Genomic DNA, 25,585 nt, shown 5'->3' with positions numbered 1-25,585 from the left:
CATCTCCTTTAAGCAAAAAATCCATGAATAAACCACTTGTGTTGTTGTTCCCCACCATAGTGTCCGGAACGGAAAAGCCAGTAGCGGCATCCTTCTTCATCTTCCACCTGATAATAATCCCTATGCTCTCCCTTATCCATCCACCATTCGCGCTCAATCCGCTCGGGACCGTCTGCCTTTGAAACCAGGTGGCGGACGCCTTTATAAATAAAAAACTTTGGCGGATGATCCGGAATAAGCGCCATTACCTCAATAGGGGCGGGAACCTTAAGCATTTCGGTCGGCCGGGGCTTATCCGTTCGCCATGGATTTGAGGCCTTTTCTGTTACCGAAGCTGCCTTTGATATTGCACGTTCCGGCCAGTATCTGGTTGCAGGCAAAAAACGATGGATTGCTTGCGCACCAACCTTTCCGGCAACACGGTCCAGAAACCTGATCACACTATTATCATTCAGGCCGGGCTTGGATGACCACATTTCTTCCTGGGGCACATCGACATCCTCCACCTTTGGCGCATCAAGAACAAATAGTTCAATTCCCAGGGCTGGTCGGATCTGATCGATCTTTAACTGAAAAAGTTTGAATAAATGACTCACACTATGCGAAGCGCCACTGGTTCCAATGGAAACCTGCACAATTTTTCCATCGATACGGTATCCTGTCAACATTCCTGTTCGCAATCCCTTACCTTCAGATTGCATCCTGTTACACAGATTTTCAAGCATCTTTTGAATCGCGATCTCAATTGCAGTTTTGGTTTTGATCGGTTCCATGCAGGCTAGCCTTTCGCTAAATGCTACGGGAACCTTTAATGGAATAAGCGCTTCTGCTTCAGTTCCAATAGCCTGAGCCAGCCGCAATAAAAAATCTTCCCCGAATCGCCTTCGGAGCACCGATCTGGGCATCCCTATAAAGCTTTTTATCTGATAGAATCCCAGTTTACGAAGTTTCGCAAGAACTGTATCTTCCAGTCTTAACGCCTCAGGAGACAGACTGAGCAGAGCATCTACATGTTCGCCGGAAGGAATCAATGGCGTAACTTTACCAAACCGGGACACCGCCCATGCAGCGCCGGGTGTATCGGCAATCGCTAAGCGTACGGTATATCCCTTACTTTTAAGCCTGTTTACAATTTCTTTCAGGTATTCTCGCTCTCCACCCCAAAGATGCGGACAGCCTGAAACGTCAAGTAACAGTCCGTCCATTCCGAATTCGTCAATGGATACAGAGGGCGAATAGCGCACACACCATTCGCCTAGTCCCCTTAGCAGGTTTTTCGGGCGGCCTGGCTTGTCGTCCAGAACCTCGAGCCCGGGACATATGGCCTTCGCATCCGCTGCACGCATGCCGACCTCAACTCCAAAGCTAAATGCCAATGGATTTACTGCGGTTATCATCATCCGCCCATGGTCGGGCGCAGCGAAAACAAAAGGCACCTCGGCTAGTTCAGGGCGGCGGATAAGCTGCCAGTCAGCCAGTAATTGGCGGAACCATATCGAAACAAAACGCCTTTGCATAATAGCTATCCAATTTGTCTGCCCTCCAGATCAGACCAAATCGGTTGATTACCTGTTTTCTTAATTTCTTCAAATTTTTCGCCTGCCCATTCCAGTATAAAGCTTCCCGGATTTCCATTACGGACTTTTAGCAGCTCAACCTGCCAGCGCGGGAATCCGATCCCGGGCAAGCCGTCCTGCGTAACTGAAGGAAGTGGGCTGACTTTCCATCTTGCTGTTGCCACGGTGCTCGCCTTTTTATTTCCGTCCTTGCGCAGGATAAATCCCGTAACACCACTGGTCTCAACCGCCAGCTGCAGCCTGCGGGATTCTATAAGACTCACATTGTTAAGTTCTGCCACAACCGCCGCAAGCCCCTCACATTTGATGGCCTCCTCTGTAATCCATAGCACATCCTTTTCGCTCTGAACATCCATAAAAATAATGCGCTCAGGCTCTACGTTAAATAAGCTCAAAGAAGCGGGGAAGAGATTCCGGGTCGTGCTTACCCACACACAGGCCGCACCATTTTCCATAAGGACGGAAAGTAGCCCGGCGATAAAGCCGTCACTGGCCGCCGAATGCTCCGGCTGAATTGTGATAAATTCATGAATTGCCTTTTTGGGAAAAACACCACCAGGAAATGAATTTTCAATCTCTCCCAGTCCGATGCGTTCGGCATTGCCTGTGCAATGGGGTTTAAACCCCTGCCATAACAGGATATCCTGTTGCAATTTCTGAAGTAATTCTTTTTTGGCATTCATGACTTACTGAATTAAATACTATTATATTTAGTATTATAAAATTATACAACAAACATAAAGCTAAAAATGTTAGTAAAAAATGAATTGTGGAAAACATTCCCGTTTTGGTGGAAAGTTTGCATTCCTTACTGTGATGACTATCCTTGATAAAATAGATCTTAAAATCTTATTTATGGATAATAATTCTTAATCGATTTTATCCCATCTTCCTGATTTTCAAAACCTATCTGCTCAAATAACTGTTGTTACAAAATGGAAAGAAAAGAAGTAACCAGCCTATTTAGCGAGGTAGAAAAAAGTGTCATTAGCTGGGCAAAAGCACACCGCAGTGAACTGATCATTGGCGGTATTTTCGGATTTTCCTTAACTACGGCTTATCTAATTTTCTCAAAAAAACATTTTAAATTGGCTAAGCCGTTAAAACCATTGGAGCCCGGACTGAATATGGAAAGATATATTTTTGAAATCCCCACCGACAGCGGGATAAAAGAGGCTGTCGTAGAAACTTCAGGCGAATGCTACGGGGTGACGCTTGATGGCAAATACATCGGAAGCATGTGGCGTGATGAAAACCTTGGTCTTCAATGGGACACACTTGATGAAGAACTAGCGCCTCATATCTGGGATATCGCATCCAAGCTCTCAGAGGCTTTTTCCAGACAAGGATATCCCTCACTATTAAAGGGAGCCTATCCCGAAATTGAGTCTACCCAGTGGAAGAGCAGTGAAACCCTTGAGGTGGTTATTTCAAAGGAAACAGATATGGAAGTCTTCACTACGTTCTTAAAAGATGAGGTCTTAAACCTGGTTGATTTCGAGGAGCACCTGGACTTGATTGTCAAGAAAGCAGATGATCCGTATTTTGTAATTATAGGCATCAACTAACTATTTCCTATTTGGTTCAAGATTTTGTATTTTTAAGATGATGAAAATAGAAGAGGCTTTTGAGATTGTCCTGCCCGATATTAAGATGATCGTTACCTCACATCTGATCGGAGGCAGTGAAATATATAGGATCGAGTTCTCGGATGGAAGACCACCACTAAACGTAACCGAAGCGAATGGTTACAGGCCATTCTGGACATCTGTTCCGCAGGGAAGACAGATAGAGGCAGAATTTTTTGGTAAAAAGATTGCTGAACATTTGAAAAATAAATAATTATGTGTTACTACAATGGTCAACGCGTTTCAAGAGCAGAGTTTATTTCACTCCTTCAACTTGAAAAGGCGGTAAAAAATTATCAGTTTCTCGACAGGGCTGTTCATAACGGTTTTGCCTATTCACCCGTTGCGGTATTAAAAAGAGATGCAGAGCAGACAAACTTTGATATCGTGCAGATGGAATGGGGTTTCTTGCCTCCCTACCTTAAAAACCGCGAGGCTGCAAAGAATTTTCGCAACGGATATAAAGATGCTGCCGGTAAATGGCATATCGGATATACAACACTCAATGCAAAGGCCGAAAATCTTTTTTCAAATGAAAAGGGCGGTCCCTCGATTTATGCAAAGGCAGCCCGCGAGCGAAGATGCCTGGTGCTGTCAACGGGATTTTACGAGTGGCGCCATGTATTTCCGAAGAACAAAAAAACAGGAGAGCCTTTGAAAACTGCCGTTAAGTATCCTTACTACATTTCTGTTAAGGACGAGGAATACTTCTACATGGCGGCAATTTATCAGGAGTGGACCGATCAGGAAACCGGGGAAATTGTTGAGACAGTCGCTGTCACTACCGCGCCGGCCAATCCGCTTATGGAACAGGTCCATAATTCCAAAAAACGTATGCCTACAATTTTAAATGATGAGCTGGCCTATGAATGGATGTTCGGGGATTTAAGCGATGAGCGAATCACCGAGATTGCATCCAGTCAGTTTCCTGCCAAACAAATGGATGCCTGCACGATTGCGAAAGAGTTCTTGTCGACACTTGAACCATCAACGCCCTTTATTTATGAAGACCTGCCCGCTATCGAGTACTCGATTTAACACGGCTGGATGCTTCCATAAAGCACTTTTTAGGGGTGATTGTTTAGATTTTAAAACCATTTTCAGTTGAGATCAGTTATATCATAAAAACTAATATTATGAGCGATAACAAACAGAAACAGGATGGCAGAGAAGATTCAAAAGTTGATCTGAACGATGCAAGCGAAGTTGCTTATGCAGCAAAACAGGCTGGGGTAACTTCTGCTCAATACAAGGAACTGGCTAAAGCGTCGGGAAGTTCTTCCAGGGCGAAAATTGCCGAATATATTAAGTCAAATGCCAAGGCGTAAGTCGGTAGATGTCTCACTTGATGGGCTTGCCGGAAAACTTGGAGCAGTGATTTTTAGTGAATCTCCGGGTTTTCTCTGTGTGCTCCCTCAGGATATCCATGAATCGATACTTGGAAGAGGGAATTCTGTTGCTGAAGCTGTAAACAACTGGGATGAAAAACTCAAGGCTCATCTCCGCAACAGTACCACCGGGGATCCTGTAGTGGATTATGTTCAAAAAATTCTGAGCAGTACAACGCCTGATCATGTTCAGTCCTTTTATGATCAATTTTACCCGGTTAGAAAAAAACAGTAATCTAAATATAGTTATGGATAATCAGCAAAACAGTCAGCCAAAGTTTGGAAATGAAGTGGAAAAGGACATCAATTCCCAACAATTCGTCACTTCTGATGATTGCCTCGACAGACATGAAACTGAAAGCGATCTTGATTCCCTGGAACCACAGGAGTTTGGGACAAATGACGGCGAGCTAAATGTAGATGATCCTAGGGAACTCCGCTATTGGGCTGAACAGTTTCAGATTAGTACGGGTGAGCTAAAATCCGCAGCACTGTTGCGGGGAAATTCTATCCTCGAAATAAAAAAATACATATCCGCTTAAATCTATGGCAGAATTACCAGATTTAACCGTATTTGCTCAGATACTAACCCGAAAGTTCAAAGGGCAGATTTTGGAAACGCTGGAAATTACGGAATCCAAAAAAATTAATGTCTCGGCCAAGGAAATGAAAAAAGCTTTGGAAGGAAGAGAACTTTTGGATGTCCGGCGTTCCGGAAAGACGCTTCAACTTATTTTTTCGGGTTGCCAGGTTCTTGGTCTTCACTTAATGCTCAGGGGAGAACTGATCTCTATTGATCAGGATGAGCCGCCACGCTTCCAGATTTTAGGGTTTCATTTTGAAGGGGGCGATGCATTTGCATTGATCGATCTTCAAAAGCAAGCAACGCCCACATTGAATCCTGAACCTATCGACGTCCCGGATGCGCTGGAAATGGAGGAGGAATATTTTTTTGATTTGCTGGCTAAAAAGAGAACATCGATAAAAACTTTGCTCATGGATCAGCATCTTGTTCGCGGTATTGGCAATTCCTATTCGGATGAGATACTTTATCATGCCGGGATTTCTCCCTTTTCAGTCGCCAAAGCTATCCCGGATAAAGCGGCAAAGAGATTATACAAAAGCATAAAATCTGTGTTAGCTGAGGCGATTTTAAAAATCGCAGAAGCAAACGGTGACGAACTCAAAGGTGAGCTGCGCGATTTTATGATGGTACATGGTGCCGAATTAAAAAAGACACCAAAGGGCGAGGAGATTTTGTCTGAGAAAATCGGTGGGCGCAAAGCTTACTTTACGCAATCTCAGGAACTTTTTGAATGATTCTATCAACCTACAACATTAACGGGGTCAATGGAAGGATCGAAATTTTGCTTAAATGGTTGAAAGAGCGGTCACCGGACGTTGTATGTCTGCAGGAAATAAAATGTCAGGACAAAGATTTTCCGGCGAAGAAATTAAAGGAAGCAGGTTATTTCGCCATCTGGCAAGGTCAGAAAAGCTGGAACGGTGTTGCAATCTTATCTAAGACGGAAATCAAAGAAACGAAACGCGGACTTCCTGGCGATCCTGCCGACGACCATAGCAGATACATCGAAGCATTTATTGGTGGACTGATCATAGGCTGCATTTATCTTCCAAACGGAAATCCGGCACCAGGTCCAAAATTTGAATATAAACTTAAATGGCTCAAAAGGCTTACCGCCCATTCGAAAAAGCTGCTTTCGTTTGGCATCCCAACAATTTTGATCGGTGACTATAATGTTATACCGACTGACCTTGACCTTTATAATCCCGATAGATTTAGGGATAATGCGCTTTTCTTTCCCGAATCCAAAAAAGCATACAAGAAGCTTTTGGCTCTGGGCTGGACAGATGCAATAAGAACCCTGTATCCCGATGAAATTATATATACCTTTTATGATTATCTTCGGAATGCATTTGGAAGGAATGCCGGTTTGAGATTGGACCATTTCCTGCTGTCTCCGGATTTGTCAGACAAGCTGATTGACGGTGGAGTCGACAAACATGTGCGGGGCTGGCAGGGAGCCAGTGACCATTGCCCTGTTTGGATCGAAATTCAACCAACAAAATAATACATTATATCAATGACTTACAGAGCTGGATAAATTTTTAAAATTAAATTGACATCAAAATAGTTACTATCCCTTTTTCCGTAAGACAATGAAAATTTATCGCCATAAGCCAAACCTAATCGCTTTTCAATATTCTCCATTCCTTTATTGAAGCCTGAATGGTGGATCCTGGTGTTGATCAAATTAGAAGTACTTATTGACAATTCGTTTTTACTCAATTTAATATCTAATAATCCAGGTTGGTTTGGCTTTTGTAAATTTCCATGCTTAAGCATGTTTTCTAACAATGTGATTACGACCAATGGTATAAAGCGAAAATTTTTAACCTCTTCAGGAAAAGAAAGATTGATATACTGTTCTTTGTCTTTCCTTATTTTATTAAGGGATATGAGGTTATCAATCTGATGCAGTTCCTCCTCCAGCTTGGGAAATTCTTCGGGGGATTCCTTCGTCTCAAGACTAAACCGCATCAATTCAGCCAGATTAAGAACTGCTTCTCCGGCGTCCTCGTTAAATTTTCGAACGCTATCATACAAAAAGCTCAATGTGTTGAATAACAGATGTGGATTGATTTGGGCTCGCAAATATTCATACTTCGCAACATGCAATTCATTTTGCATCTCTTTATTTTTCAAATCGTTTAAATATTCCATTCTTTCTGAATGTTCTCTTTTTAAACGTTCCTCTTTGAAACGCAAAAATAAAAAGTAAAAGCAGGAAAGAACGATAAAAAACAAACCTCTCCAGAGCGATTGAAAAAAACTTTTATGGTTAGTAATAATTGTTGGGATGTTAAATCCTTTATGGGTTCCTTCCAGTACGTAATTAAGATAAGACCTGAAAAAAATATATAAGCCGATTTGAATTATCATGAAGATAATTACCCTTGTCCAGGGTTTAGGCTTCGTAAAACTCTTCTTAAGCACAAAATGCGCATTCGTATAAAATAGAATAATATTAAGAATATAATGGAGGGCATAATTAAAAGCTTTTCCAAAAAAGCCCATTGAAAGTCCGATTAGTCCGATCTCTAATGTTATGAATATTGCCCATCCAATTAGGTGCAAGCGCTGCACTTTTCCCCATTCGAAAATTTTCTTAGTCATGCTATAATTGCTCTTGGTGTAACCTCATTTTATCGCGGTGTAAAAACTTTTTTTACGCTAAATAATGGCTCTAGTTTCAAAATAAAAACATGAAACAGAACCCTAAAAAACTGGTCAAAAAAACAGTATTTGTTTTTAGATCGCAGCAAACAATTCGAAAGTCCGAAACTGATCCGACTACTTCCAGTATCATCATTATTTCCAATGAAACGTTGATTAGCCATCGTTGAATGTTGGTTCAACATTTGAATCCTTAAGACTTCCGGCCGGATCTTAATGTTTTATTTTCAGAAAATTCAATAAAACCTTGCTTGTAGTTGTTGCCCATCGGAATGATGTGTGCTCCAAGCTTTAATGTGTTCCCAGCTATTTTTTCAACCCTTTCTTCATTTACGAAGTAACTGCGGTGGACTCTGTAGAACAATGTGCCCCAAAACTCCTTTTCAACTTCCTTCATTGTCAAATAGACTGTATAATCTTCATCTTCAGTGACAATTTTCATGTAGTTTTTCAAGCTTTCGAAAAATAATATTTTGGATTTCCTTATCTTCAATTTCTGTCCCCTTTCGCCGATGCTGACATAGAAATATTTTTTTTGGGCAATCCGTATCCCTTCAATTCTTTTTCTTTCTGCATCTAAAATGTCCCAAACGGTTTTAATGAATTTCGGTTTTGAGATCGGCTTAACCAGATACCGAGATGCATTTACTTCGAAAGCTTCTATGGCATATTTTGTAAATGCAGTGGTAAATACAATAAATCGAGCTCGATTGACTAATTTTTTTGCGAGCTCAATGCCGGTAATTTCTGGCATGTCTATATCCAAAAAAATAAAGTCTATTTTGTCTCTGATACTGATTCCTGATAGTGCAATAAGAGGATCAAAAAAAGTCTTGACTAATTTTAGGTTGGGATTCGTCTCAATGTAATCTGAGAGAATCGAGATTGAATGTTTTTCATCGTCGATTACGACGCAACGAAGTTGTTCCATATGTCAAAGTTTAGGGTAATCTCAAAAATGATCCCTCAATTACTTTGCATATCCAAATTAACTTTTTTCTTTTGGTTCGATTTTAATCACCTCAGTGGTTTTCTTTTGAGACAAAGAACCATCTTTGTTAATTTTGTTTGTTCTCCTTAAAGTTACTATGACCATGTCATATTTTGGCTGCTCCAAGGGGAGGATATCTTGTATAGTGCAATTGAGAGCGCTTGCTAACAAGTTTATATGTCTAATGCTATATTTGGCACGTTCTGTAAAAGTTTCTACTTTTGAAATAAACCCATCAGCTAATTTCATCTTCTGAGTTAACTGAAGTTGAGTCATTTTACTGGCAATTCTCAAGGCCTTAACTCTTTCAATCAACATAAAATCTAATTGAGAGATTTCAACAAAAATTAACTCGTCTTCAGGTGCTACCATTTACATGTGCAAGTGACTGATTTTGATGATTTAAGTCAACTCCACTTGTGGATTTGGTTAATATTTTGTATCTTAGCTTTAATAAAATTAACGATATAGAAAAACGATAGAATATAACTTCCATTAATTTGGATTGAGTAATTACTGAAAGAACTTGTGGTGAAAAGTAGGACGTTCGAACACGAGAGGTAGGTAAAACTCAATTCCTATGCTATCTTTGTATAGCATACGGATTTGGGTCGCCTGCTTTATTTGAGTTCGGCCGCTGCGAGGCGGTGGTGGTCCTACACCTTCACTTCAAATAAAGCGTAAAGGCGGCCCTTTTCCGTTTGACTTTCGGTTAACACAGATTAGCCATGAAAGCATTTGAAATCATCATTTCTTCAAATTTCAGCAGAACATGCTATTTTCTGGCCTACTTTTTAGGTCCTCAAATCTCTGTTTTTTATACTCTCGGATGGACATTTATCATCCTAATTAGCCTGGTTATCTGTTCTCCTGAATAAGATGCCAGGCTAAGGCAGGTCAACCCTACGGTTAATGATAGAAAATAGGTTCTTTAATAATGCGCCTGCCTTAGTTCTCTTCAATATTTGAGATTCCTCATTTAATTTTCCGATCAACTAACTTAAACCAACAAACAATGAAAAAAACGATATTCTCTATCGCTAGGGCACTGCCATGCCTTTTTTTTGGAATCGACCTTATAAAGAAACCCAAGAGATGTGTTCCACCTTCTTATGGGAATTTAAGCTTAAGCTGTTTTCAATTGGATGGCCAGACAACAAGGAATGTTGCTAAATTGGCTAATAGAGAGATAAATCTAGAAAGACTACTTAGAAAGAAAATCATTCGGTTAACTACGGTTTTATTTTTCTTCTCAACTACTCTATTCGCACAGGCAAAGGCAACGAGCCGCCAACTCGCAATCAACGATAAAGTACCTAATCTTACCCTTTCGCAAATCCTAAATTTTAACCAAAAAAGCGCTGAATTTTCGAGCTTTAGAAATAAAGCACTCGTCCTCGATTTTTGGGCGACATACTGCTCGCCGTGCATAGCCGAATTTCCGAAAATGGATGCTATGCAAAAAAAATATGGTAAAAATATCCAGTTTTTACTGATGAATACTTATGCAAGTGATACTGTAGAAGTTCTAGAAAAATTTTTGGCAGCGCAAAAGGCAAAAATTAAAGATTTCGCATTACCCATAATTCTCAATAGCGCTGAAATAAAGAACGTTTTTCCAGTCAATACAATGCCGCACTATATCTGGATTGGTGCCGATGGACGTATTAAAGCGATTACGCGCGCGGATCAACTTACAGAAGAAAACGTCTCGCGGCTTATCGCAGGCTTAAGTCTTAACCTTAAAACTAAAAAAGATTAATATGATGGCAAATCATTTCAACACTAGAAAAATGAAGTGGAATTTTCTACTGTTTTGTATGGCTCTGATAATCATTATCCTCTCTGCAATAACAGCTTTTGCTCAGGAAGCAAATGTGTTAAAAGGGAAGGTTACTGACTTTGATGGAAATGTAATCCCGGCCAGCGTTCGCTCCAGAAAGAATATGACAATAGTTGATGAGGCTGGAAATTTTACTTTAGGAAAAGTAAACCCTGGAGATACAATTCGTATTACTGCAACTGGATATAAAACAATTTTCAGGATTTATTCAATAAATGAAAAATTCATTTCAGTTAAAATGACCGATGATTCCCAGCAGTTAGAGGAGGTCACCGTTCAGACAGGTTACCAAACATTGAAACCCAATGAAGTTAATGGAACAATATCCTCTATTAGTGAGAAAGCTCTAGGAGAACGTACAGGGTCGAATATTTTAGAAAGGATAATTGGTCAAAGTAGCGGATTAATGCTCCAGGTAGGAAAGAGTAATAACAATCCGCAAAATAAGACCAACATTTCTATACGTGGTCTTGGAACAATCAATGGTCCGTTAGATCCGCTAATCGTGTTAGATGGTTTTATATATGAGGGAGATATATCTAACATTAATCCCAATGATGTAGAAAATGTATCTGTATTAAAAGATGCAGCAGCTGCATCGATTTGGGGTGCAATGGCTGGTAATGGCGTAATTGTGATTACAACCAAGAGAGGCAGACAAAACCAACCTATGCAAATTGCCTTTGGTGCAAATGTATTGGTACAGGATTTACCAAGATTTAATTCTATCAGGCAGATGAATAGTAGCGATTATATCGCTTTTGAAAAACAACTTTTCGAATCGGGCTACTTTAATGATCGGATATCTACCACACCATGGTTGGCATTAACCCCTGTTGTAGAAGTTCTTCTAGCAAGAAGAAACGGGCAGATCTCTCAGTCAACGGCTGATGCTAGAATAAATTTATTAGCGGGAAATAATACACAACAATCCTATCTGGACAATTTCTACACTCGTGGGATTCTCCAACAGTATAGTTTAAATCTTAAAGGGGGGAGTGAGCGGAATACCTATTTACTTTCTGCAGCATACGATCAGAATAGAGGGGAAGTTTACAATACCTCAGGTAAATTAAACCTGCATTTTGCCAATGATTTTAAGGTGCTTGAAAAATTAAATCTAAGTACTAATGTTTATTATACAAATTTTACTGGAAAGACCGGCCGTCCTGCGAATGGTTATCTGAGCGCTGGGGGAAGGTATCCGCCATACCTGGATTTTGCACAGGCTGGAGGACTTGCTACAGAATTTCGGTCAGCATATACTGATACACTGGCAAAAGGTAGACTTTTAGACTGGAAATTTTATCCCACAGAAGATTATAAACATGACTATACCGATTCCCGTTCTCAGGACTTATTTGCTAACGTCGGATTTAGGTATCAAATCGTCAAAGGGTTAAACCTGCAGGTAAATTACCAATATCAACGGCAGAGCTCAGATATTGAACGAACATCCGATGAACAAAGTTATGCGGCCAGAAATCTGATCAATTCGTTTAGTCAGGTAAATGCCTCTACGGGAATAGTTACTTATCCGGTTCCAAGAGGAGGGATACTGAATTCTTCTTCTTCGGTAGTCAACTCACAAACAGGAAGAGCGCAATTCAACTACAACAACGTTTTTGGCTTGCATAGCATCAATGCAATTTTCGGTGCTGAGGCAAGGAGTGCGAATACTTCTTCTCGTGGAAGCAGAAGATTAGGCTATCAATCCGACCCACTATATTTTACTCCAGTTGACGAGGTAGGGCTTTACCGCCAATACTTAACTGGATTTAGCAGCCAGATCGGAAGTGTCAATACTTTAACTCAGACTGCATACCGTTTTATAAGCATGTATGCCAATTTCGCATATTCCTTCAAAGGACGTTACCTGTTGTCAGGAAGCATACGACGTGACGGATCAAATATTTTTGGCGCTGATATAAATGATAAATGGAAGCCCTTATGGTCGTCAGGTATTGGATGGAAGATTTCAGATGAATCCTTTTATAATTTAAGATGGCTGCCCGTTCTGCGGTTAACCACTACATTTGGCTACAGTGGTAATGTAGACCTAACGAAAACTGCGTCCCCAATTGCCACTTATGGCACGAATGCTTTGACGGGATTTCCAATCACGAGGATAAATGCAATAAATAACCCCGATTTGAAATGGGAACAGCTTTCGCAGGTTGATATGAAACTGGATTTTGAACTTCCCAAGCAAATTCTGACCGGATCATTTTCTTATTACGTCAAAACAGGAACGGATTTGTATGGTATAACGGGCTATGACTATACCAGTTGGGGTGCACGTGATGTAATCACAAAGAATGTTGCTAATATGAGGGGAGAGGGTATTGATCTCGATCTTCACAGCAAAAATCTTAAAACTGGCAATTTTAGTTGGGGAACTGACCTGTATTTTAGTTATAACACCAGTAAAACCACAAAATATAAAAGCAGAGACAATTCATCAGCTTTTTACAATTTACTTACCGCAGGGAATGCTATTACTCCAATCGAAGGCTATCCACTATATGCGGTTGCAGCTTATAAATGGGGAGGGCTGGACAGCAAGGGGAATCCACAGGGATATTTGAATGGTAAACTCAGTACTGATTACGAGTCTATCGCAGATGAATCTTTTAATACGGGGAATAATGTCACCTTTCTGGGTTCTGCCAGTCCGACGTATTTCGGTTCTTTGATCAATACTTTGTCATTTAGGGGTTTCAGTTTGTCGGTTAATATCAATTACAAATTAGGTTATAAGGTCAGAAAACCGGCACTGGCATATTCAACGCTAATAGAAACTGGGCAGGGAAATTATGAATATGAGTCTCGCTGGCAGAAGCCTGGTGATGAAAACGTAACTAATGTTCCCTCGTTCATCTACCCTGCACCAAGTGTTCGGGATGCATTTTACAGTAAATCTGAAATTAATGTGATGTCGGGAGACCACATTCGCCTTGATTATATTCGATTTGGTTACACATTAAATACAGTTCAGTGGAAATTTCCATTTCGGAATCTTGAAGTATACGCAGGTTTACAAAATGTCGGATTACTCTGGAAAGCGAATCATTTCGGTTATGATCCGGATTATTCAAACATATTACCTCCTTCCCGCCAGTTATCATTTGGTATAAAGGGGGCATTCTAAAACCATGATAGAAATAGTAATTATGAAGAAAAATAATATTGCAATAAGTATTGTACTTTGTACTGCAATGCTACTTACCTTGAGTTGTAAAAAGTACCTTGAGGTTAAATCAAATGCCAAATTGGTAATTCCACATACTTTATCTGACGTACAAGGACTTTTGGACGATGCCAATCTTATGAACCTGAGGTTAACTCCGTCATTTGGCGAAGCATCAAGTGATGATTTTTTCCTGACAGTCAACAGTTACAATGCGCTAAGTGTAAGGGCTCAAGAAGCTTATACCTGGAAGCCTACTCCTTATCGACATGCCAATGATTGGAGTCTGGCGTATACGTCTGTTTTTAATAGTAATCTTTGCCTGGAGTTATTAGAAAGCATAGACAGAACGCCAGCGAACAGTTCTCAATGGGACAATGCCAAGGGAAGCGCCTTATTCTACAGGTCCTTTTATTTTTTGATGTTGACCAATCAACATGGACTTGCCTTTGATGAAAAAAATTCTGGCAATGATTTAGGTATTGCACTTAGAACATCATCTAACTTTAATGTCCCCTCGGTACGTTCTTCGGTAAGCGATTGTTACCAAAAAATAATTGAAGATGCAACTTTAGCATTAACCTTACTGCCCGACTACCCTCAGCATGTGATGCGACCCTCAAAAGGAGCCGCAGCAGCGCTGTTGTCAAGATGTTTTCTGTACCGTCATGAATATGAAACGTCATTGAAATATACACTGGAAGCACTCAAATTCAACAGCAAGCTAATGGATTACAATGGCGATAGTGATCTCCTGGCGCTAAGTAGCACAGTACCAATCAAAAAGTTTAATAAGGAGACGATTTGGTATGCAGAACTTTCCAGTAATTTTGGAGTCAATAATACTACAAATTCTAGAGTCGATACTGCCTTGTATGCCAGTTATAACATTAACGATTTAAGAAGAACTGCATTTTTCCGGGCTTCTGCGCCATACCAGCAGTTCAAGGGGAATTACACCGCAAGTGGAACGATTTACTTTTCAGGCCTTGCAACAGATGAACTTTATCTTAACAGCGCCGAATGTAAAGCCTGGCTCAATGACCTGTCTGGGGCTATGGAAACATTGAATATTTTATTAAAGTCCCGTTGGAGAAATACAGTGCCCTTTTCGCCTGTAACTGCAACCGATAAGTCTGATGCTATTAGAAAAATCCGTGAAGAAAGAAGGAAGGAGTTGTTGATGAGAGGTCTTCGTTTTGCTGACCTTAAAAGGTACAACAAAGAAGGAGCAAATATAATTCTAAGACGGGTTCTCGGAAGTCAAGTCTTCACCCTTGCGCCAGATTCACGATATTATGCTTTGCCGTTGCCCACTGATATTATTGAATCTTCAGGCATGCCACAAAACTAAACTATAAGGGGGAGTTCATTTCCCCCTCATATTTTACCCTTAGGTTATTGGGCAGTTTTGTTTTCGATGTCCATGTCTCCATCATCACTGGATACTACATAAGCACGTGTTGATGTGTGGGGACTTGCGATTAAGTTAAGTGAAGGGTCTAGCGTAGGGGTGCCACTTGTATTCACAAAGCTTGCATCTACTCGTATAAGACAGGCTTCTTGTTGAATTTCATCACAGCCCGCTGCGTTAGGACTATAAGTCCAGTTAGATTCTTTTTCAACCTCAGTTCGGGACTTATCGCTACCGGTATACTGAAACGTATATTGTACCCTTTTGCTATCTGCCTTGAATGCAGAACCACCAAATACTAATACTAATCCTAAAGCGGCGGCCATTAGGCCTTTGCTTACATTTTTTATTGCTGTATACATAATTTAAGGATGCTTTTTACTTCGAAAAAACAAGCGAAAAAGTTAGTTTAAGATTTGGGCACCATGCCCTGTTGAATGCATTAAATTTTGGAATTATATTTTTCACTCTTTGCCGCTTAACCTCCTTTCCTTTTTGGTAACTCTAATAAGACAACCCATATTTATAAAAAACAAAAGCATGTTGAAGTAGAGATGGCTTTTCCAGCTCATCTTAGAAATGAAGCCACCGCAGCTGCATGGGGCATTAGGAAAAACATGGGTTAGGATCAATGTGATATATATGGTAAATCCCAATATCAGGGACAAGGAAAGCCACAGTCCCCATTTGTGTTTATTAAAAATCAGCAGCGTAGCAGCGGTCAGCTCAAGAACCGGGACCAGATATGTCAGTACGCGTTGTATTTCTTCAGAAAAGGGTTGATCCTTCATCTGGAGCTGATAAAGTTTTAGATCTGCGAGCTTTGCAAAAACTGCATAACACCATAGCAATGTCAGCAGGAATATTCCAACGGTATTTAGATTTGATACCAAGCTTTTATAGCTTATATGCGTCCGTTTATGTGAATAAATATTTTCCATGTTTTGTTTATTAAAAACCCATCTGATTGTGGATTAAAGTTCGAAACAACAGAAATAATATTAACTACCCGAATTCGGCAATTTTTACTCTTTTTGCACCCCTTGGGAAAAGAAATAATCGTACACCTATTTGTGTAATAATGCGATTCCCTACCGTGTCATCTGCGGTATTTCCTTTTTATTTTGAAGAGGTATTTTGATTCAATTGCGAGAAGGGAAGCCAGAATCTTATGAATGGGAAGATTAATTAATTCTGGATACCTGTCTTGAAAATAGAGAAATCTTGTTTCCGCATGTCTGATCCTCAGCATTTGTTCTCTTTGCGTAATTTCACGGTAATGTTCCTCATAGATTTCCAGAAGAATCATTAGAAATTGGGGATTTGCTTTGGCAAGTTCACTCCATTGGGATAGACTTATTGAATAGCCGGAACTGTCTTTTAAAAAATTTACGTACTCATTTGTGTGAGTGAAGGAAAAAAACGACGTAGTCGGAAAAATAAACCCACTCTGTAATATCCAGGAAGTATTTTCCTGCCCCTCGAAAATAAAATACCCTCTTGCAAGGCCCTCTTCGATAAAATACAGTTCTGGGTATGAATGATCTGGTGTGCTAATAAGTAAGCCCTTGTTGAAAGTTTTCTGAACAGAGATTTCCGCCAGTTGGCTTACAAAAGGTTCGCTTGCATTTTGAAGACTTTGCAGTTTTTCGATGAGTCGTTTCATTTAAATATGATTTAGGGTAAACTTTAAGGTGTGTCATATATGTTCTTGCCTATCAGGAATTTTATTGTTGCCGAATAGAAGTTCCAACTGTATGTTTAAATGCCAGGCTGTATAGGATAGATTCAAGAGGTACGCATCAGGGAATAATTTCAGAAGGTTCGAATAATGCTTTTCGCTAAACGCTATCAAATAAGAATCCTCTAAAAACTCTACATAAAGTTCAAATCTCGACCTTGGCATAACGTTTGGGAAATGATAAAGGAATTCCTCAGCATTGTAGGTTCGGATAACAATTTCTTCGTCATTATCCTTATCGATTGCCATTAGCCGTAATGACCCGCTTTCAATCAAGGGATAAAAATTATAATCTTCTCTAGTCAAGAACACTGTCTGGCCAGCCTTGTATGCAGTTTTTTTTGCTATGGTTGAGATGTATGCTTTGAGTCCAGGCGAGAGTGAGTGAAATGCGTTTAGTTTCTGTGAATAGTTTTCTACGTCCATATCTTTTTAGGGATAAAGAACGGCTATTTGAAAACTTTGTCAAGTTGCAGAAATTTTATGGTCTTGCAACCCCTCATCAAATTGCAAGATTCGCAGTATTCTCACAATTTCAATATCTTTCCTGAGCTAATGCTAGCATTTCACTGAGCTTTGCGATCACTTTCTTAATATCTTCACTAGCATGATTATAGTGGGCATTTCTAGCACTTTTTTCAGATATTGAATCGCGTTCCACCGTGCTAAAGTGCCTTGCAATATACTGGTGCGCGAATTTTGCCCTTTGCCATATTATTATCCCGGTCTCCATCTGAAGATGGACAAAAAAGGCCAGCTGTTTAACGGAAAAGGAAACTTTATAGTTGGCGTTCATGATTCCCGCTTCCTCAACTTCATGATTCACGAATTCCATAGCCCGGAGTAAAAGGAGTTCTTCTCGAAGGAATTTTTTTATAGTGCGCTGAATATCGGGTTTCCTTGTAAACTGGAGCATTTGGGTTTCTCTGTATAACACTCTTATCTCTTTCCGATAGGAACAGACTGCAGAAATTTTTTCCCCTAAAGTTGTCTTATGCTCAATCTCTTTTGAAATATGCCATTTGGCATAAAAAAATAAGTCAGGATGATTTATTCCAAGCCCCATGAAAATTTTTATAATGCTAAACTCATCAATCAAATCAAGCAACATAAGATCTTGATGGATTTTATCGCAGGATTCTTTCCAAAAATTAAGATCTTTAAAACTGACTATCTGACTTATATCCAAAACCGATCTTGTGACCTGCATCAGTTTAGGATCCAATTTCTTCTTTTCAAATTCTCCAACGATTAAGTTCAAATCATTCTCAATTTCGGAAATTTCTGACTCAATCATTTTTATAGGTATCCTGCCTTTATAATTGAATATTTCCGGAAAGATTTGTTTCATCCAGATTAGTAATTCTTCCATTATGTCCAGCAGTGCTTTCAGAGTGCTTATGATAATCGTGTGGTCCGGATCTTTTTCCCTTTGCGTTTTTTCTCTACTGGTCTTATCCATTAAAAGGGTTAAGTTCTGTTGGTGAAAATTTAAATATGCTTTTGACTTTTTATGATTATTTAGTTCAACGGCCATATCCCTGAAGGCTCTGGTCAGTCTGGAATGTTCTCGTTCAAGATTTTTTTTTGACTCCACTGCAAAATTTTTTGCAAAACTTTTTTTCGTTTGCAGGCTTGTGAGATGTTCCTCAAAAAAAATAAATTGGTAATTCATAGCTGATTTTTAGCACAATTTATGACTGAATTTACCTGTCAAAAAGATTTTTACACCGAGGCCTTGGGTGGTTACACGAATAGTTTGATTAGGCTGACAAACATATTCTCAAAAGTAAAAACCGACGTATATTGTCTTTAGAATTTATCTGCAAATAATGAATTCAAAGGGGGTTGATCAATTATGCAACTGATAGTTAACTTGATTCTATGCCTGCAATAATTCAATTTGCAGCAACGCAGGCTGAATTTTAGCTGCCTAAAATAAACCTATTTTTCATCTAAATCCTTTGTGTATGTTAATCCCCCAATCTGAACAGCTGTACCTGGAAATGACCTCTAAGCTTCATGCTGGAAAAAATGAACTTATAAGTGATCTGCTTAGGTTATCCTCCTCCCTTGAAATGATAGAAAGCGGCACAATCCGTTTAAATTCCCTAGCAAACCGATTAGGTTTTTCCTCGGAAGCAGAAGAGATATTTTTCTTTAAACAGATCAAGCCCAAGTTTTACAGTTGGAAAATTTTTATTGTAGAACAGTTCAATATTGTCTCGAATATTCCAGTAGATACAGACGAGGCAATCCGAAATTATTACATAAGGGAAATAGATTTCTTAAGAAGATATTTCGAACAAAATCAATTTCTTTACCAATATTATCTCAATGACCAGAGCGCACTAGATGAAGAATACTTTTTAAGGCGTAATAGGCAGAACATACTTCCCGCAGTGAATTTTAGTGAATTCGAGACAAAGGGAGATTATACCTTTGCTAAATTCCGTGCGTATGAACATTTGCGGGAGTTTTTATTGACACGCATCAGACTTTTATACAGCGACCCAGAATCCTCAATATTTCAATTGTTGTCAAAAAACTCAAACCTGAGATGGACAGACGATAAAGTGAAGCTTGTAGAACTTGCCTATGGCATATATTTTATGGGGTCATTGAATAATGGAAAAGCAGATATTTCTCAGGTCGTTGATATTCTTGAAAAGAGCTTAAATGTAGATCTGGGTGTCGCTTATCGCAAGTTCATTGATATCTCTAGAAGGAAAAGCAAGGGATATACTGTTTATTTAGACAGTATGAGAAATGCCATAAACGATCACATTGCCAGAAAACTTAAGTTTAATTGATAATCAACCAAATTGCCAATTTCACTTTGTATAATTTTTCTCATATCGCAGGATATCCTCAAAATAATCCAGATTAAAAAAATTACACACCTAAATAAAAGTGTTATAGTTTTTGTAAATAAAATGCTAGTGATTTAATGAAATTCTCTTCTGTTTAATAAAAATGGATCAGTAATCAACTAAACTGATGAATGTAAAATTTATAACAAATCTGATCTCCAATAAATAACTTTCAGATCAAGGCAAAAATAGCCTTATAAAAATCGTTCACACTATTTTCATAGTGTCAATAACACGTCTTGCACATACTGAATTTTGAGCCAACAAAAGAGTTGGTCTTTGACATTCAGGAATGAAACATTACCCTTTAAATTGAAGGGAATTTTGCGAAGCTTTGAGATGACGTCAAAAAGGTGAAAGCGCATTGGCAGACGATAAGTCCGGTTTGTAGAAATCGACGCGAGTAGTTCCGAAATTACAATATATAGAGGCCCTTCTTTTTGGGTTCTATTTTATAGGGGCGATAAGCCCCTTTTTTGTTTCTGAAAATTCTAAAACTAAATCGGTATGTCAGCTTTTTTAAACGTTAATGAGATCAAGGAGAAAGTGTCGCTCCTCGATCTTTTGAAGAACTTGGGGTTTAGTCCCCAGAAAGTATCGGGGGGAGAGTATTTTTTTCTAAGTATGTTGCGTGAAGAATATACGGCCTCACTTTGTGTAAATGATAATCTGGGGGTCTGGTTTGACCATGGCGGTGCAGGAGTATCGGGAATAAAAAGCGGAAGCATAATCGATTTTGGCCTTGCATATTGGTATCCCTCAAGCTTTCCTGAGGTTCTTAAAAAAATCGTAGAGTATGCAAAAATAAACCTTGAGAGAACCGCGGATGTGCCTGTTGATAATTCCCGAAGGCCCTTGCCCTTCAAAGTTCCAAGATATGAAGTAGAAGTAGTAAATGAATCAATCGGCAACGATGTCATCAGCTCATATCTTAAAGGCAGGGGAGTGCAAAGCGTTGCAGGTGGTTATTTATATGAACTTTATTATTCGGTCATGGACAGCAGCAATAAGCGCAGGAATTACTTTGCTTCTGCATGGCCAAATGAGAATGGTGGCTGGGAGGTACGCAACAAATATTTTAAGGGTTGCCTGGGGCACAAGGGAATGAGTTTTTTGCAGGGGGCTGTTGACAGGCTAGGTGTCTTTGAAGGTTACTTTGATTTTCTGAGCTGGAAAGTCGAACATCCACAGGATCCTGCATCCATATTGGTGTTAAATTCCCTTTCGTTTCTACAGGCTGCCAAGGGTAGGTCAAACCAGTTTGGTTCTATTGAACTTTATTTTGACCATGATAAAGCAGGAAAATCTGCTGCGCAGGAATTTATCCGAGATGTACATGGAAGTATAGACTGTTCGTTCAAATATGCAGGGTTTAAGGATTATAATGAAAAGCTTGTGGCTGATCTAAGGCAAATTGAAAAATCTATTGTTAAGCCTATGCCTTTTAGTGTAGAGAATGGTTTTGGTATAACACGTTGATATATGAATATATAACTATGTAAATATTGAGCTATATAGATATAATTATCTATATATGCTTAAATATCAATATGTCTCTATCGGTATATGTGGATATTCTTATATAGAAATATGTGGATATATGTTTAGCTAGTTAAACTCAATGATAAGTTTCATCATTTTTAGTCTTACTAATAGTGGCTTATTGATTTTACTTTCCGGATTAGCTCTAAGTGGCCCGAAATGGCTCTCTAGAAATAAATCAAAGTCAGTTACTTTTGTTGCCTCATTTAAAAACACCGGCATTTCCGGTCTCCGGCAATTCTTGAAAAACTCTTCTAATTCCTGCAGCTCCATCTGGCAAAGATAGCTTTAGGCTTTCTGTTTTGCCGGAATACTTTTTAACAAAATCCTAATAAACCAAGCTTAAGTTTTTTGGTTTTTATCCTTTCGTTATAGTTGGTGTATTTTGGTTTTTTAGCCTGCAAGTTGTGTTTTTGTTGCTCAAAAACCCTATAACTTGCCCGCTTTTTTTCGCCTTGGGGGCGTAGCGGGATGGAAAAAACGTCGCAACTAGTTTTTTCTTCTTCGGAGGATGTCCCTTAATTGTTGAATATGACCAAGAAAAAGAATGGGAGGCCTTTAAAATTAGATGGTAAAAGAACCAGGTTCATTAAGGCCAGATTTACCGAGGAAGAATATGCTTTACTCCGAAACCTTTGGCTTTCCCTTGGATTGAAAGAAAGTGATTTCTTGCGGCAAAGGCTTTTAATCTCCTCTGCGGTTTCAAATAAAATCAATGCTGTCGAAGTTTTAAAACACCTGAACCAGATCGGTGCAGAGATCGGTAGGTCAGGAAACAACATTAACCAGCTTGCCCGGCATGCGAACTTTTTAAATAAACGAGGAATGCTCTCTGCTGAAATTGTACTTCAGTTCAACACGATTTTTACTGATTACATTTCAATATTTAGAGGAATGGAGAGAGCAACCAGGGAATTACTCAGATTATTAAAGGCTTAGTTTATGATTGTGAAAATTCTTTGGAAATCAAAGACTTTTAGGGCAGTTAGGTACAATACCAATAAAGTTGAAAAAAATAAGGGAGAACTGGTAAAGGTATCCGGTTTTGGGGCGCTGCAAGGGCTATCTGAGATCAGGCCTGGAGATTATATAAACTACCTCTCATCCCTAGCGAGCAGAAACCGCAGGGTTGTATATCCGCAATTTCATGCAATGATATCTTCAAAGGGCAGAAGCTTGGACAAGGGGGAACTAGTTACACTGGCCGAAGGCTGGCTAGAGGGCATGGGTTATGGAAATCAGCCGTATCTTCTCATTTTCCACAAGGACACGCAGAATAATCACATCCATATGGTATCTTCAAGAATAGACCTGGAAGGGAAAAAGATTTCCGACAGCTTTGAGAAGATCAGGGCTTATAAGGTACTGAATAAACTTATCGGTAATGATGAGAAACATGCTGCTGAAAAAGCTTTGACGAGGGCACTTCAATACAGCTTCTCCAATAAGGCGCAGTTTATGATGTTGCTTGAAAGACAGGGATATGCATTAAAAGTTCTGGAGGATACGCTTGATCTGTCAAAGTATGGTGAAAAAGTAGGCAGTATAAACTTAACCAGAATAGAACAAAAAATTGCCCGGTTTTCACCTGATCAGAAAAGAAAGGAACAGTTAAAACAGATTTTTGCAAAGTATAGGCCAATTACCGATTCCAGAATTCAAGCGATCAGGGAAGATCTTCCAGGTGGCGAGAAAGGAAAAGTAATATTCTATAACTCTGAGTTAAGCGAAAAATTATCTTCTTCATTCGGCCTTCAGTTTGTATTTCATTTTAAAGGTGACAAGCCGCCATATGGCTATACCATTTTAGACCATTCCACCAAGGAAGTTTTTAAAGGTGGCGATATTATGTCCATAACTAAATTTATGGAGACTTTACGCCAAACCGAAGAAGTAAAAACGTCAATACCCATTTCGGAGGGTATTTATGAAAATCAGTTTTCTCCAAAGGAAGAGATGCTCCTTGAAAATCCATCAGAGTCAATATTTCCTGCTGACGAGGTTGAAATGCATGATTGTATATCCATTGGCGAATTCTCTTTGGATATAGATATCTCTGATGATATTGATGATGAGCAGATCCTCGGACGGAATAGGCGCAGGCAAAAAAAAGCAAGAACCAATACACGTTAAATTTTTATGCTTATGGTTATATTAATTGGAAATCAGAAAGGGGGAGCAGGTAAAAGTACACTCTGCCTGTTACTGGCCTATTTCCTCTCAATGCTTAAAAAAAAGAAGGTTACCGTTCTGGATATGGACTACCAGGCTTCGATTTCAGGCAAGTTTGAAAAGGCAAAAATTCTTGAGAACGATCCCCTCTACGAGGTTATTCCCTCTGATCTTAAGTACTTCCCGGCTCTGCTGGAACTGCTTAACCAAAATAGGGATGAGTTTGTGCTCATTGATCTTCCGGGTAAAATGGACGATGATCTATTGATTCCCATTATCAGTTCCGCGGAACTCATTATCTGCCCGTTTAATTATGATGAATTTTCTGTAGACAGTACAGTGCTCTTTTCGCTTGTATGTCGGGAGATCAATAATTTATCACCCATGGTGTATGTGCCAAATAGGATTAAAACAACCGTAAAGTATGAAACCAGGGAAGAGGTAGACAAGGTACTATCCAGATTTGGAAAGATTTCTCCCGGTATTTCTGACCGCATCGATTTTCAGCGGGTAGGAACCATCCATGTCCCGGCCTCTTTAATTCAAGTTTTTATGCCGGCAATGGACTTTATCTATGGCAGCTTTATGAAGAGAGGTATATCATCATGAGCGAAATCAAGTCCCTTGCCGATCAATTGAAATCAAGGATCCAAGAGGAAAAGGGATTGCCGGAAAAATCCCAGGCCAGTCATGGGGCTGAAAAGATTGGTGTAAAAAAAACTGAATCCAAAGAAACGGTCGTGAATACCAAGCGGCTAGCTAGCTTTCTCTCATCCCTGCGGGACTTTAATATGGATGGGCAGGAGAAAATCCTTATCCGCATTGATAAGCGCACAATGAATAAGCTTAGGCAACTAAAGATTACTTCGAATATTGATATGACCAGGGTAATCGTTTTTTCCCTCCACCAGTTTTTAAAAGGCCATCCCTGGTTAAACGAATATATTTCTCAAACTTTAAAAAATATGACCCATGAGCTGGACTAATTTCTTGACCATAATCTTTATTGTATATATGGTTTATTATTTACTGAACTTATTTTTTGATCTTTTTCTATCTCAAAGAGTTGGTGTGAATGAAACTCCGGAAGACGAGCTTTTCTTTGCACAAACATTTACCCCTGAGCTGATTACCCTGGAAGAGAAAGCTGAGGAGGCTGTGCCTACGGATTCAGAAAAAAAGGAGAAACCAGCCCCTTATTTGCCAACAGGTCCAATTAGCTCAAGTGGAGGCATTGGACTAAAACAGCTTTTTTCCCTTGCGAAAGACAACCTCATCGAACATACGCGGGCAATACCTTACTAAACTCCATGAGGTTTTCTTTATTCTTTTTAAGGGCAGCGTCAGCTTCTTTTTTTTTGCTCTCTACTTTTTCCGCTAATGCTCAACCAGGAATCTCAGAGTTTTATTCCGCCTCGGCAGAGGTGAAAGGCTGGTATTTTTCGCTCTCGGATCTGGTACTGGTTATTGGCGCAATCGCAGGAATCCTAGGTGGACTTAGGGTTTATGCCAATTGGCAGATGGGCAAGCACCACATTGATGCGCAGGTTATGGGATGGTTCTTTTCATGCCTCTTTTTATCTCTCATCGGTGTATTCCTCCGCGGTCTTTTCGGACTGTAAATACAATTTTATTCAATTTAAATCAATTTTTTTATGACAAGAAAAAGCAAAAGACTTTTGTCATTGGCCGCGCTATTGGGTTTAGTGCAGGCAGTTTCCGCCCAGACTGGGGGAGGAACAACAGGAATCAATGCGGCGACTTCCTCGCTGACCTCTTATGTAGATCCGGTTTCTACACTCACCCTTGCGATTGGTGCCGTGGTAGGTATTATCGGCGGGGTACGTGTCTACATCAAATGGAATTCCGGAGATCAGGACATCAACAAAGAAATTATGGGCTGGGGAGGTTCCTGCCTTTTTCTGGTTCTGGTATCGGTAGTGATCAAGGCTTTCTTTGGCGTATAG

The 25,585-nt window shown here is 39.6% G+C and carries 32 protein-coding genes; 21 read left to right on the top strand and 11 right to left on the bottom strand.

Translation table 11 applies throughout. The features are described from left to right. Positions 1-8: 8 nt before the first annotated feature. Entirely contained in the window at positions 9-1,517 is a 1,509-nt protein-coding gene (locus tag DU508_RS20550; protein ID WP_056095147.1) for a Y-family DNA polymerase, read from the bottom strand. A gap of 5 nt (positions 1,518-1,522) precedes the next feature. Then, positions 1,523-2,260 (bottom strand): ImuA family protein, encoded by a 738-nt coding sequence (locus tag DU508_RS20545; protein ID WP_056095144.1) that lies wholly within the window; start codon positions 2,258-2,260, stop codon positions 1,523-1,525. Between the two features lie 252 nt (positions 2,261-2,512). On the opposite strand from DU508_RS20545, the gene DU508_RS20540 reads away from it, so the two are divergent. The 8 genes from DU508_RS20540 to xth all read left to right on the top strand — a co-directional run bounded on the left by DU508_RS20540 (position 2,513) and on the right by xth (position 6,686). After that, positions 2,513-3,145, top strand: coding sequence for a hypothetical protein (locus tag DU508_RS20540; protein ID WP_056095141.1), 633 nt, complete (start codon positions 2,513-2,515; stop codon positions 3,143-3,145). A 37-nt stretch (positions 3,146-3,182) separates the two neighbouring features. Beyond that, positions 3,183-3,419, top strand: a complete 237-nt coding sequence (locus DU508_RS20535) for a hypothetical protein (protein ID WP_147273668.1) — start codon at positions 3,183-3,185, stop codon at positions 3,417-3,419. Between the two features lie 2 nt (positions 3,420-3,421). After that, a complete protein-coding gene (locus DU508_RS20530) occupies positions 3,422-4,243 on the top strand; it encodes an SOS response-associated peptidase (protein ID WP_056095137.1) in 822 nt (273 codons plus the stop codon). A 98-nt stretch (positions 4,244-4,341) separates the two neighbouring features. Next, positions 4,342-4,533 (top strand): DUF3606 domain-containing protein, encoded by a 192-nt coding sequence (locus DU508_RS20525; RefSeq protein ID WP_056095135.1) that lies wholly within the window; start codon positions 4,342-4,344, stop codon positions 4,531-4,533. Then, positions 4,520-4,828 (top strand): hypothetical protein, encoded by a 309-nt coding sequence (locus DU508_RS20520; RefSeq protein WP_056095133.1) that lies wholly within the window; start codon positions 4,520-4,522, stop codon positions 4,826-4,828. The genes DU508_RS20525 and DU508_RS20520 overlap by 14 nt, the downstream gene beginning before the upstream one ends. Before the next feature lie 13 nt (positions 4,829-4,841). After that, complete coding sequence (locus tag DU508_RS20515) at positions 4,842-5,135, top strand: DUF3606 domain-containing protein (protein ID WP_056095131.1); 294 nt, start codon at positions 4,842-4,844, stop codon at positions 5,133-5,135. A 4-nt stretch (positions 5,136-5,139) separates the two neighbouring features. Continuing rightward, on the top strand, positions 5,140-5,913 hold the full coding sequence (locus DU508_RS20510) for a DNA-formamidopyrimidine glycosylase family protein (RefSeq protein WP_056095127.1): 774 nt from the start codon (positions 5,140-5,142) through the stop codon (positions 5,911-5,913). After that, positions 5,910-6,686: an exodeoxyribonuclease III gene (xth, locus tag DU508_RS20505; protein ID WP_056095123.1), complete on the top strand. Its 777-nt coding sequence runs from the start codon at positions 5,910-5,912 to the stop codon at positions 6,684-6,686. Before DU508_RS20510 ends, xth begins: the two co-directional genes overlap by 4 nt. A 17-nt stretch (positions 6,687-6,703) precedes the next feature. On the opposite strand, the gene DU508_RS20500 is transcribed toward xth, so the two are convergent. The 3 genes from DU508_RS20500 to DU508_RS20490 form a co-directional block, all read right to left on the bottom strand. Next, complete coding sequence (locus DU508_RS20500) at positions 6,704-7,792, bottom strand: sensor histidine kinase (RefSeq protein WP_056095120.1); 1,089 nt, start codon at positions 7,790-7,792, stop codon at positions 6,704-6,706. 253 nt (positions 7,793-8,045) lie between these two features. Next, positions 8,046-8,783, bottom strand: a complete 738-nt coding sequence (locus tag DU508_RS20495) for a LytR/AlgR family response regulator transcription factor (protein ID WP_056095117.1) — start codon at positions 8,781-8,783, stop codon at positions 8,046-8,048. A gap of 57 nt (positions 8,784-8,840) precedes the next feature. Then, on the bottom strand, positions 8,841-9,215 hold the full coding sequence (locus DU508_RS20490; RefSeq protein WP_115404615.1) for a helix-turn-helix domain-containing protein: 375 nt from the start codon (positions 9,213-9,215) through the stop codon (positions 8,841-8,843). A 356-nt stretch (positions 9,216-9,571) separates the two neighbouring features. On the opposite strand from DU508_RS20490, the gene DU508_RS23930 reads away from it, so the two are divergent. The 4 genes from DU508_RS23930 (at position 9,572) to DU508_RS20475 (ending at position 15,230) form a co-directional block, all read left to right on the top strand. Next, positions 9,572-9,721 carry a hypothetical protein gene (locus DU508_RS23930; protein ID WP_158542223.1) on the top strand — a complete coding sequence of 50 codons (150 nt, stop codon included), beginning with the start codon at positions 9,572-9,574 and terminating at the stop codon, positions 9,719-9,721. Between the two features lie 137 nt (positions 9,722-9,858). Beyond that, positions 9,859-10,605 (top strand): TlpA family protein disulfide reductase, encoded by a 747-nt coding sequence (locus DU508_RS20485; protein ID WP_056095111.1) that lies wholly within the window; start codon positions 9,859-9,861, stop codon positions 10,603-10,605. Positions 10,606-10,663: 58 nt separating this feature from the next. Next, positions 10,664-13,837 carry a SusC/RagA family TonB-linked outer membrane protein gene (locus DU508_RS20480; protein ID WP_158542222.1) on the top strand — a complete coding sequence of 1,058 codons (3,174 nt, stop codon included), beginning with the start codon at positions 10,664-10,666 and terminating at the stop codon, positions 13,835-13,837. 4 nt (positions 13,838-13,841) lie between these two features. Continuing rightward, positions 13,842-15,230: a RagB/SusD family nutrient uptake outer membrane protein gene (locus DU508_RS20475; protein WP_115404613.1), complete on the top strand. Its 1,389-nt coding sequence runs from the start codon at positions 13,842-13,844 to the stop codon at positions 15,228-15,230. Positions 15,231-15,274: 44 nt separating this feature from the next. Here the strand turns inward: DU508_RS20475 and DU508_RS20470 are convergent, their stop codons facing one another. From DU508_RS20470 to DU508_RS20450, 5 genes are all read right to left on the bottom strand, one after another. After that, complete coding sequence (locus DU508_RS20470) at positions 15,275-15,652, bottom strand: hypothetical protein (RefSeq protein WP_056095103.1); 378 nt, start codon at positions 15,650-15,652, stop codon at positions 15,275-15,277. Positions 15,653-15,754: 102 nt separating this feature from the next. Continuing rightward, complete coding sequence (locus tag DU508_RS20465; RefSeq protein ID WP_056095101.1) at positions 15,755-16,231, bottom strand: MauE/DoxX family redox-associated membrane protein; 477 nt, start codon at positions 16,229-16,231, stop codon at positions 15,755-15,757. Positions 16,232-16,389: 158 nt separating this feature from the next. Beyond that, positions 16,390-16,956: a Crp/Fnr family transcriptional regulator gene (locus DU508_RS20460; protein ID WP_056095098.1), complete on the bottom strand. Its 567-nt coding sequence runs from the start codon at positions 16,954-16,956 to the stop codon at positions 16,390-16,392. Between the two features lie 33 nt (positions 16,957-16,989). After that, the gene (locus DU508_RS20455; protein WP_056095096.1) at positions 16,990-17,457 is read right to left on the bottom strand and encodes a cyclic nucleotide-binding domain-containing protein; all 468 of its coding nucleotides are present in this window, start codon (positions 17,455-17,457) and stop codon (positions 16,990-16,992) included. A gap of 109 nt (positions 17,458-17,566) precedes the next feature. Beyond that, complete coding sequence (locus DU508_RS20450; RefSeq protein WP_056095094.1) at positions 17,567-18,706, bottom strand: hypothetical protein; 1,140 nt, start codon at positions 18,704-18,706, stop codon at positions 17,567-17,569. Between the two features lie 295 nt (positions 18,707-19,001). Between DU508_RS20450 and DU508_RS20445 the strand changes: the two genes are divergently transcribed. Both DU508_RS20445 and DU508_RS20440 read left to right on the top strand, forming a co-directional pair. After that, positions 19,002-19,844, top strand: coding sequence for an RteC domain-containing protein (locus DU508_RS20445; RefSeq protein ID WP_056095091.1), 843 nt, complete (start codon positions 19,002-19,004; stop codon positions 19,842-19,844). A gap of 567 nt (positions 19,845-20,411) precedes the next feature. Then, on the top strand, positions 20,412-21,383 hold the full coding sequence (locus DU508_RS20440; protein WP_082489583.1) for a toprim domain-containing protein: 972 nt from the start codon (positions 20,412-20,414) through the stop codon (positions 21,381-21,383). 129 nt (positions 21,384-21,512) lie between these two features. On the opposite strand, the gene DU508_RS24380 is transcribed toward DU508_RS20440, so the two are convergent. After that, positions 21,513-21,719: a DUF6965 family protein gene (locus tag DU508_RS24380; protein ID WP_056095085.1), complete on the bottom strand. Its 207-nt coding sequence runs from the start codon at positions 21,717-21,719 to the stop codon at positions 21,513-21,515. A 258-nt stretch (positions 21,720-21,977) separates the two neighbouring features. Between DU508_RS24380 and DU508_RS20430 the strand changes: the two genes are divergently transcribed. Genes DU508_RS20430 through DU508_RS20400 form a run of 7 tightly spaced genes read left to right on the top strand, consistent with a single transcriptional unit; the run spans position 21,978 to position 25,585 of the window. Further along, entirely contained in the window at positions 21,978-22,385 is a 408-nt protein-coding gene (locus DU508_RS20430) for a plasmid mobilization protein (protein ID WP_056095082.1), read from the top strand. 3 nt (positions 22,386-22,388) lie between these two features. Next, the gene (locus DU508_RS20425) at positions 22,389-23,579 is read left to right on the top strand and encodes a relaxase/mobilization nuclease domain-containing protein (RefSeq protein WP_056095080.1); all 1,191 of its coding nucleotides are present in this window, start codon (positions 22,389-22,391) and stop codon (positions 23,577-23,579) included. 12 nt (positions 23,580-23,591) lie between these two features. Next, positions 23,592-24,227, top strand: a complete 636-nt coding sequence (locus tag DU508_RS20420) for a ParA family protein (protein WP_115404612.1) — start codon at positions 23,592-23,594, stop codon at positions 24,225-24,227. Further along, positions 24,224-24,604, top strand: coding sequence for a hypothetical protein (locus tag DU508_RS20415; protein ID WP_056095077.1), 381 nt, complete (start codon positions 24,224-24,226; stop codon positions 24,602-24,604). The genes DU508_RS20420 and DU508_RS20415 overlap by 4 nt, the downstream gene beginning before the upstream one ends. Next, complete coding sequence (locus DU508_RS20410) at positions 24,591-24,923, top strand: hypothetical protein (protein WP_147273667.1); 333 nt, start codon at positions 24,591-24,593, stop codon at positions 24,921-24,923. Before DU508_RS20415 ends, DU508_RS20410 begins: the two co-directional genes overlap by 14 nt. A 5-nt stretch (positions 24,924-24,928) precedes the next feature. Beyond that, positions 24,929-25,240: a DUF4134 family protein gene (locus tag DU508_RS20405; protein WP_056095073.1), complete on the top strand. Its 312-nt coding sequence runs from the start codon at positions 24,929-24,931 to the stop codon at positions 25,238-25,240. Between the two features lie 33 nt (positions 25,241-25,273). Beyond that, positions 25,274-25,585 (top strand): DUF4134 domain-containing protein, encoded by a 312-nt coding sequence (locus tag DU508_RS20400; RefSeq protein WP_056095071.1) that lies wholly within the window; start codon positions 25,274-25,276, stop codon positions 25,583-25,585.

The organism is Pedobacter chinensis (assembly GCF_003339865.1).
Taxonomy (GTDB): domain Bacteria; phylum Bacteroidota; class Bacteroidia; order Sphingobacteriales; family Sphingobacteriaceae; genus Pedobacter; species Pedobacter chinensis.
The sequence above is the reverse complement of the archived record's forward strand: the minus strand, read 5'-3'. Positions and strand labels throughout refer to the sequence as shown.

Coding starts and splice junctions, on each gene's coding strand:
- DU508_RS20550 (WP_056095147.1), bottom strand. CDS start 1,517: ATGCAAAGGCGTTTTGTTTCGATATGGTTCCGCCAATTACTGGCTGAC.
- DU508_RS20545 (WP_056095144.1), bottom strand. CDS start 2,260: ATGAATGCCAAAAAAGAATTACTTCAGAAATTGCAACAGGATATCCTG.
- DU508_RS20540 (WP_056095141.1), top strand. CDS start 2,513: ATGGAAAGAAAAGAAGTAACCAGCCTATTTAGCGAGGTAGAAAAAAGT.
- DU508_RS20535 (WP_147273668.1), top strand. CDS start 3,183: ATGATGAAAATAGAAGAGGCTTTTGAGATTGTCCTGCCCGATATTAAG.
- DU508_RS20530 (WP_056095137.1), top strand. CDS start 3,422: ATGTGTTACTACAATGGTCAACGCGTTTCAAGAGCAGAGTTTATTTCA.
- DU508_RS20525 (WP_056095135.1), top strand. CDS start 4,342: ATGAGCGATAACAAACAGAAACAGGATGGCAGAGAAGATTCAAAAGTT.
- DU508_RS20520 (WP_056095133.1), top strand. CDS start 4,520: ATGCCAAGGCGTAAGTCGGTAGATGTCTCACTTGATGGGCTTGCCGGA.
- DU508_RS20515 (WP_056095131.1), top strand. CDS start 4,842: ATGGATAATCAGCAAAACAGTCAGCCAAAGTTTGGAAATGAAGTGGAA.
- DU508_RS20510 (WP_056095127.1), top strand. CDS start 5,140: ATGGCAGAATTACCAGATTTAACCGTATTTGCTCAGATACTAACCCGA.
- xth (WP_056095123.1), top strand. CDS start 5,910: ATGATTCTATCAACCTACAACATTAACGGGGTCAATGGAAGGATCGAA.
- DU508_RS20500 (WP_056095120.1), bottom strand. CDS start 7,792: ATGACTAAGAAAATTTTCGAATGGGGAAAAGTGCAGCGCTTGCACCTA.
- DU508_RS20495 (WP_056095117.1), bottom strand. CDS start 8,783: ATGGAACAACTTCGTTGCGTCGTAATCGACGATGAAAAACATTCAATC.
- DU508_RS20490 (WP_115404615.1), bottom strand. CDS start 9,215: ATGGTAGCACCTGAAGACGAGTTAATTTTTGTTGAAATCTCTCAATTA.
- DU508_RS23930 (WP_158542223.1), top strand. CDS start 9,572: ATGAAAGCATTTGAAATCATCATTTCTTCAAATTTCAGCAGAACATGC.
- DU508_RS20485 (WP_056095111.1), top strand. CDS start 9,859: ATGAAAAAAACGATATTCTCTATCGCTAGGGCACTGCCATGCCTTTTT.
- DU508_RS20480 (WP_158542222.1), top strand. CDS start 10,664: ATGGCTCTGATAATCATTATCCTCTCTGCAATAACAGCTTTTGCTCAG.
- DU508_RS20475 (WP_115404613.1), top strand. CDS start 13,842: ATGATAGAAATAGTAATTATGAAGAAAAATAATATTGCAATAAGTATT.
- DU508_RS20470 (WP_056095103.1), bottom strand. CDS start 15,652: ATGTATACAGCAATAAAAAATGTAAGCAAAGGCCTAATGGCCGCCGCT.
- DU508_RS20465 (WP_056095101.1), bottom strand. CDS start 16,231: ATGGAAAATATTTATTCACATAAACGGACGCATATAAGCTATAAAAGC.
- DU508_RS20460 (WP_056095098.1), bottom strand. CDS start 16,956: ATGAAACGACTCATCGAAAAACTGCAAAGTCTTCAAAATGCAAGCGAA.
- DU508_RS20455 (WP_056095096.1), bottom strand. CDS start 17,457: ATGGACGTAGAAAACTATTCACAGAAACTAAACGCATTTCACTCACTC.
- DU508_RS20450 (WP_056095094.1), bottom strand. CDS start 18,706: ATGAATTACCAATTTATTTTTTTTGAGGAACATCTCACAAGCCTGCAA.
- DU508_RS20445 (WP_056095091.1), top strand. CDS start 19,002: ATGTTAATCCCCCAATCTGAACAGCTGTACCTGGAAATGACCTCTAAG.
- DU508_RS20440 (WP_082489583.1), top strand. CDS start 20,412: ATGTCAGCTTTTTTAAACGTTAATGAGATCAAGGAGAAAGTGTCGCTC.
- DU508_RS24380 (WP_056095085.1), bottom strand. CDS start 21,719: ATGGAGCTGCAGGAATTAGAAGAGTTTTTCAAGAATTGCCGGAGACCG.
- DU508_RS20430 (WP_056095082.1), top strand. CDS start 21,978: ATGACCAAGAAAAAGAATGGGAGGCCTTTAAAATTAGATGGTAAAAGA.
- DU508_RS20425 (WP_056095080.1), top strand. CDS start 22,389: ATGATTGTGAAAATTCTTTGGAAATCAAAGACTTTTAGGGCAGTTAGG.
- DU508_RS20420 (WP_115404612.1), top strand. CDS start 23,592: ATGGTTATATTAATTGGAAATCAGAAAGGGGGAGCAGGTAAAAGTACA.
- DU508_RS20415 (WP_056095077.1), top strand. CDS start 24,224: ATGAGCGAAATCAAGTCCCTTGCCGATCAATTGAAATCAAGGATCCAA.
- DU508_RS20410 (WP_147273667.1), top strand. CDS start 24,591: ATGAGCTGGACTAATTTCTTGACCATAATCTTTATTGTATATATGGTT.
- DU508_RS20405 (WP_056095073.1), top strand. CDS start 24,929: ATGAGGTTTTCTTTATTCTTTTTAAGGGCAGCGTCAGCTTCTTTTTTT.
- DU508_RS20400 (WP_056095071.1), top strand. CDS start 25,274: ATGACAAGAAAAAGCAAAAGACTTTTGTCATTGGCCGCGCTATTGGGT.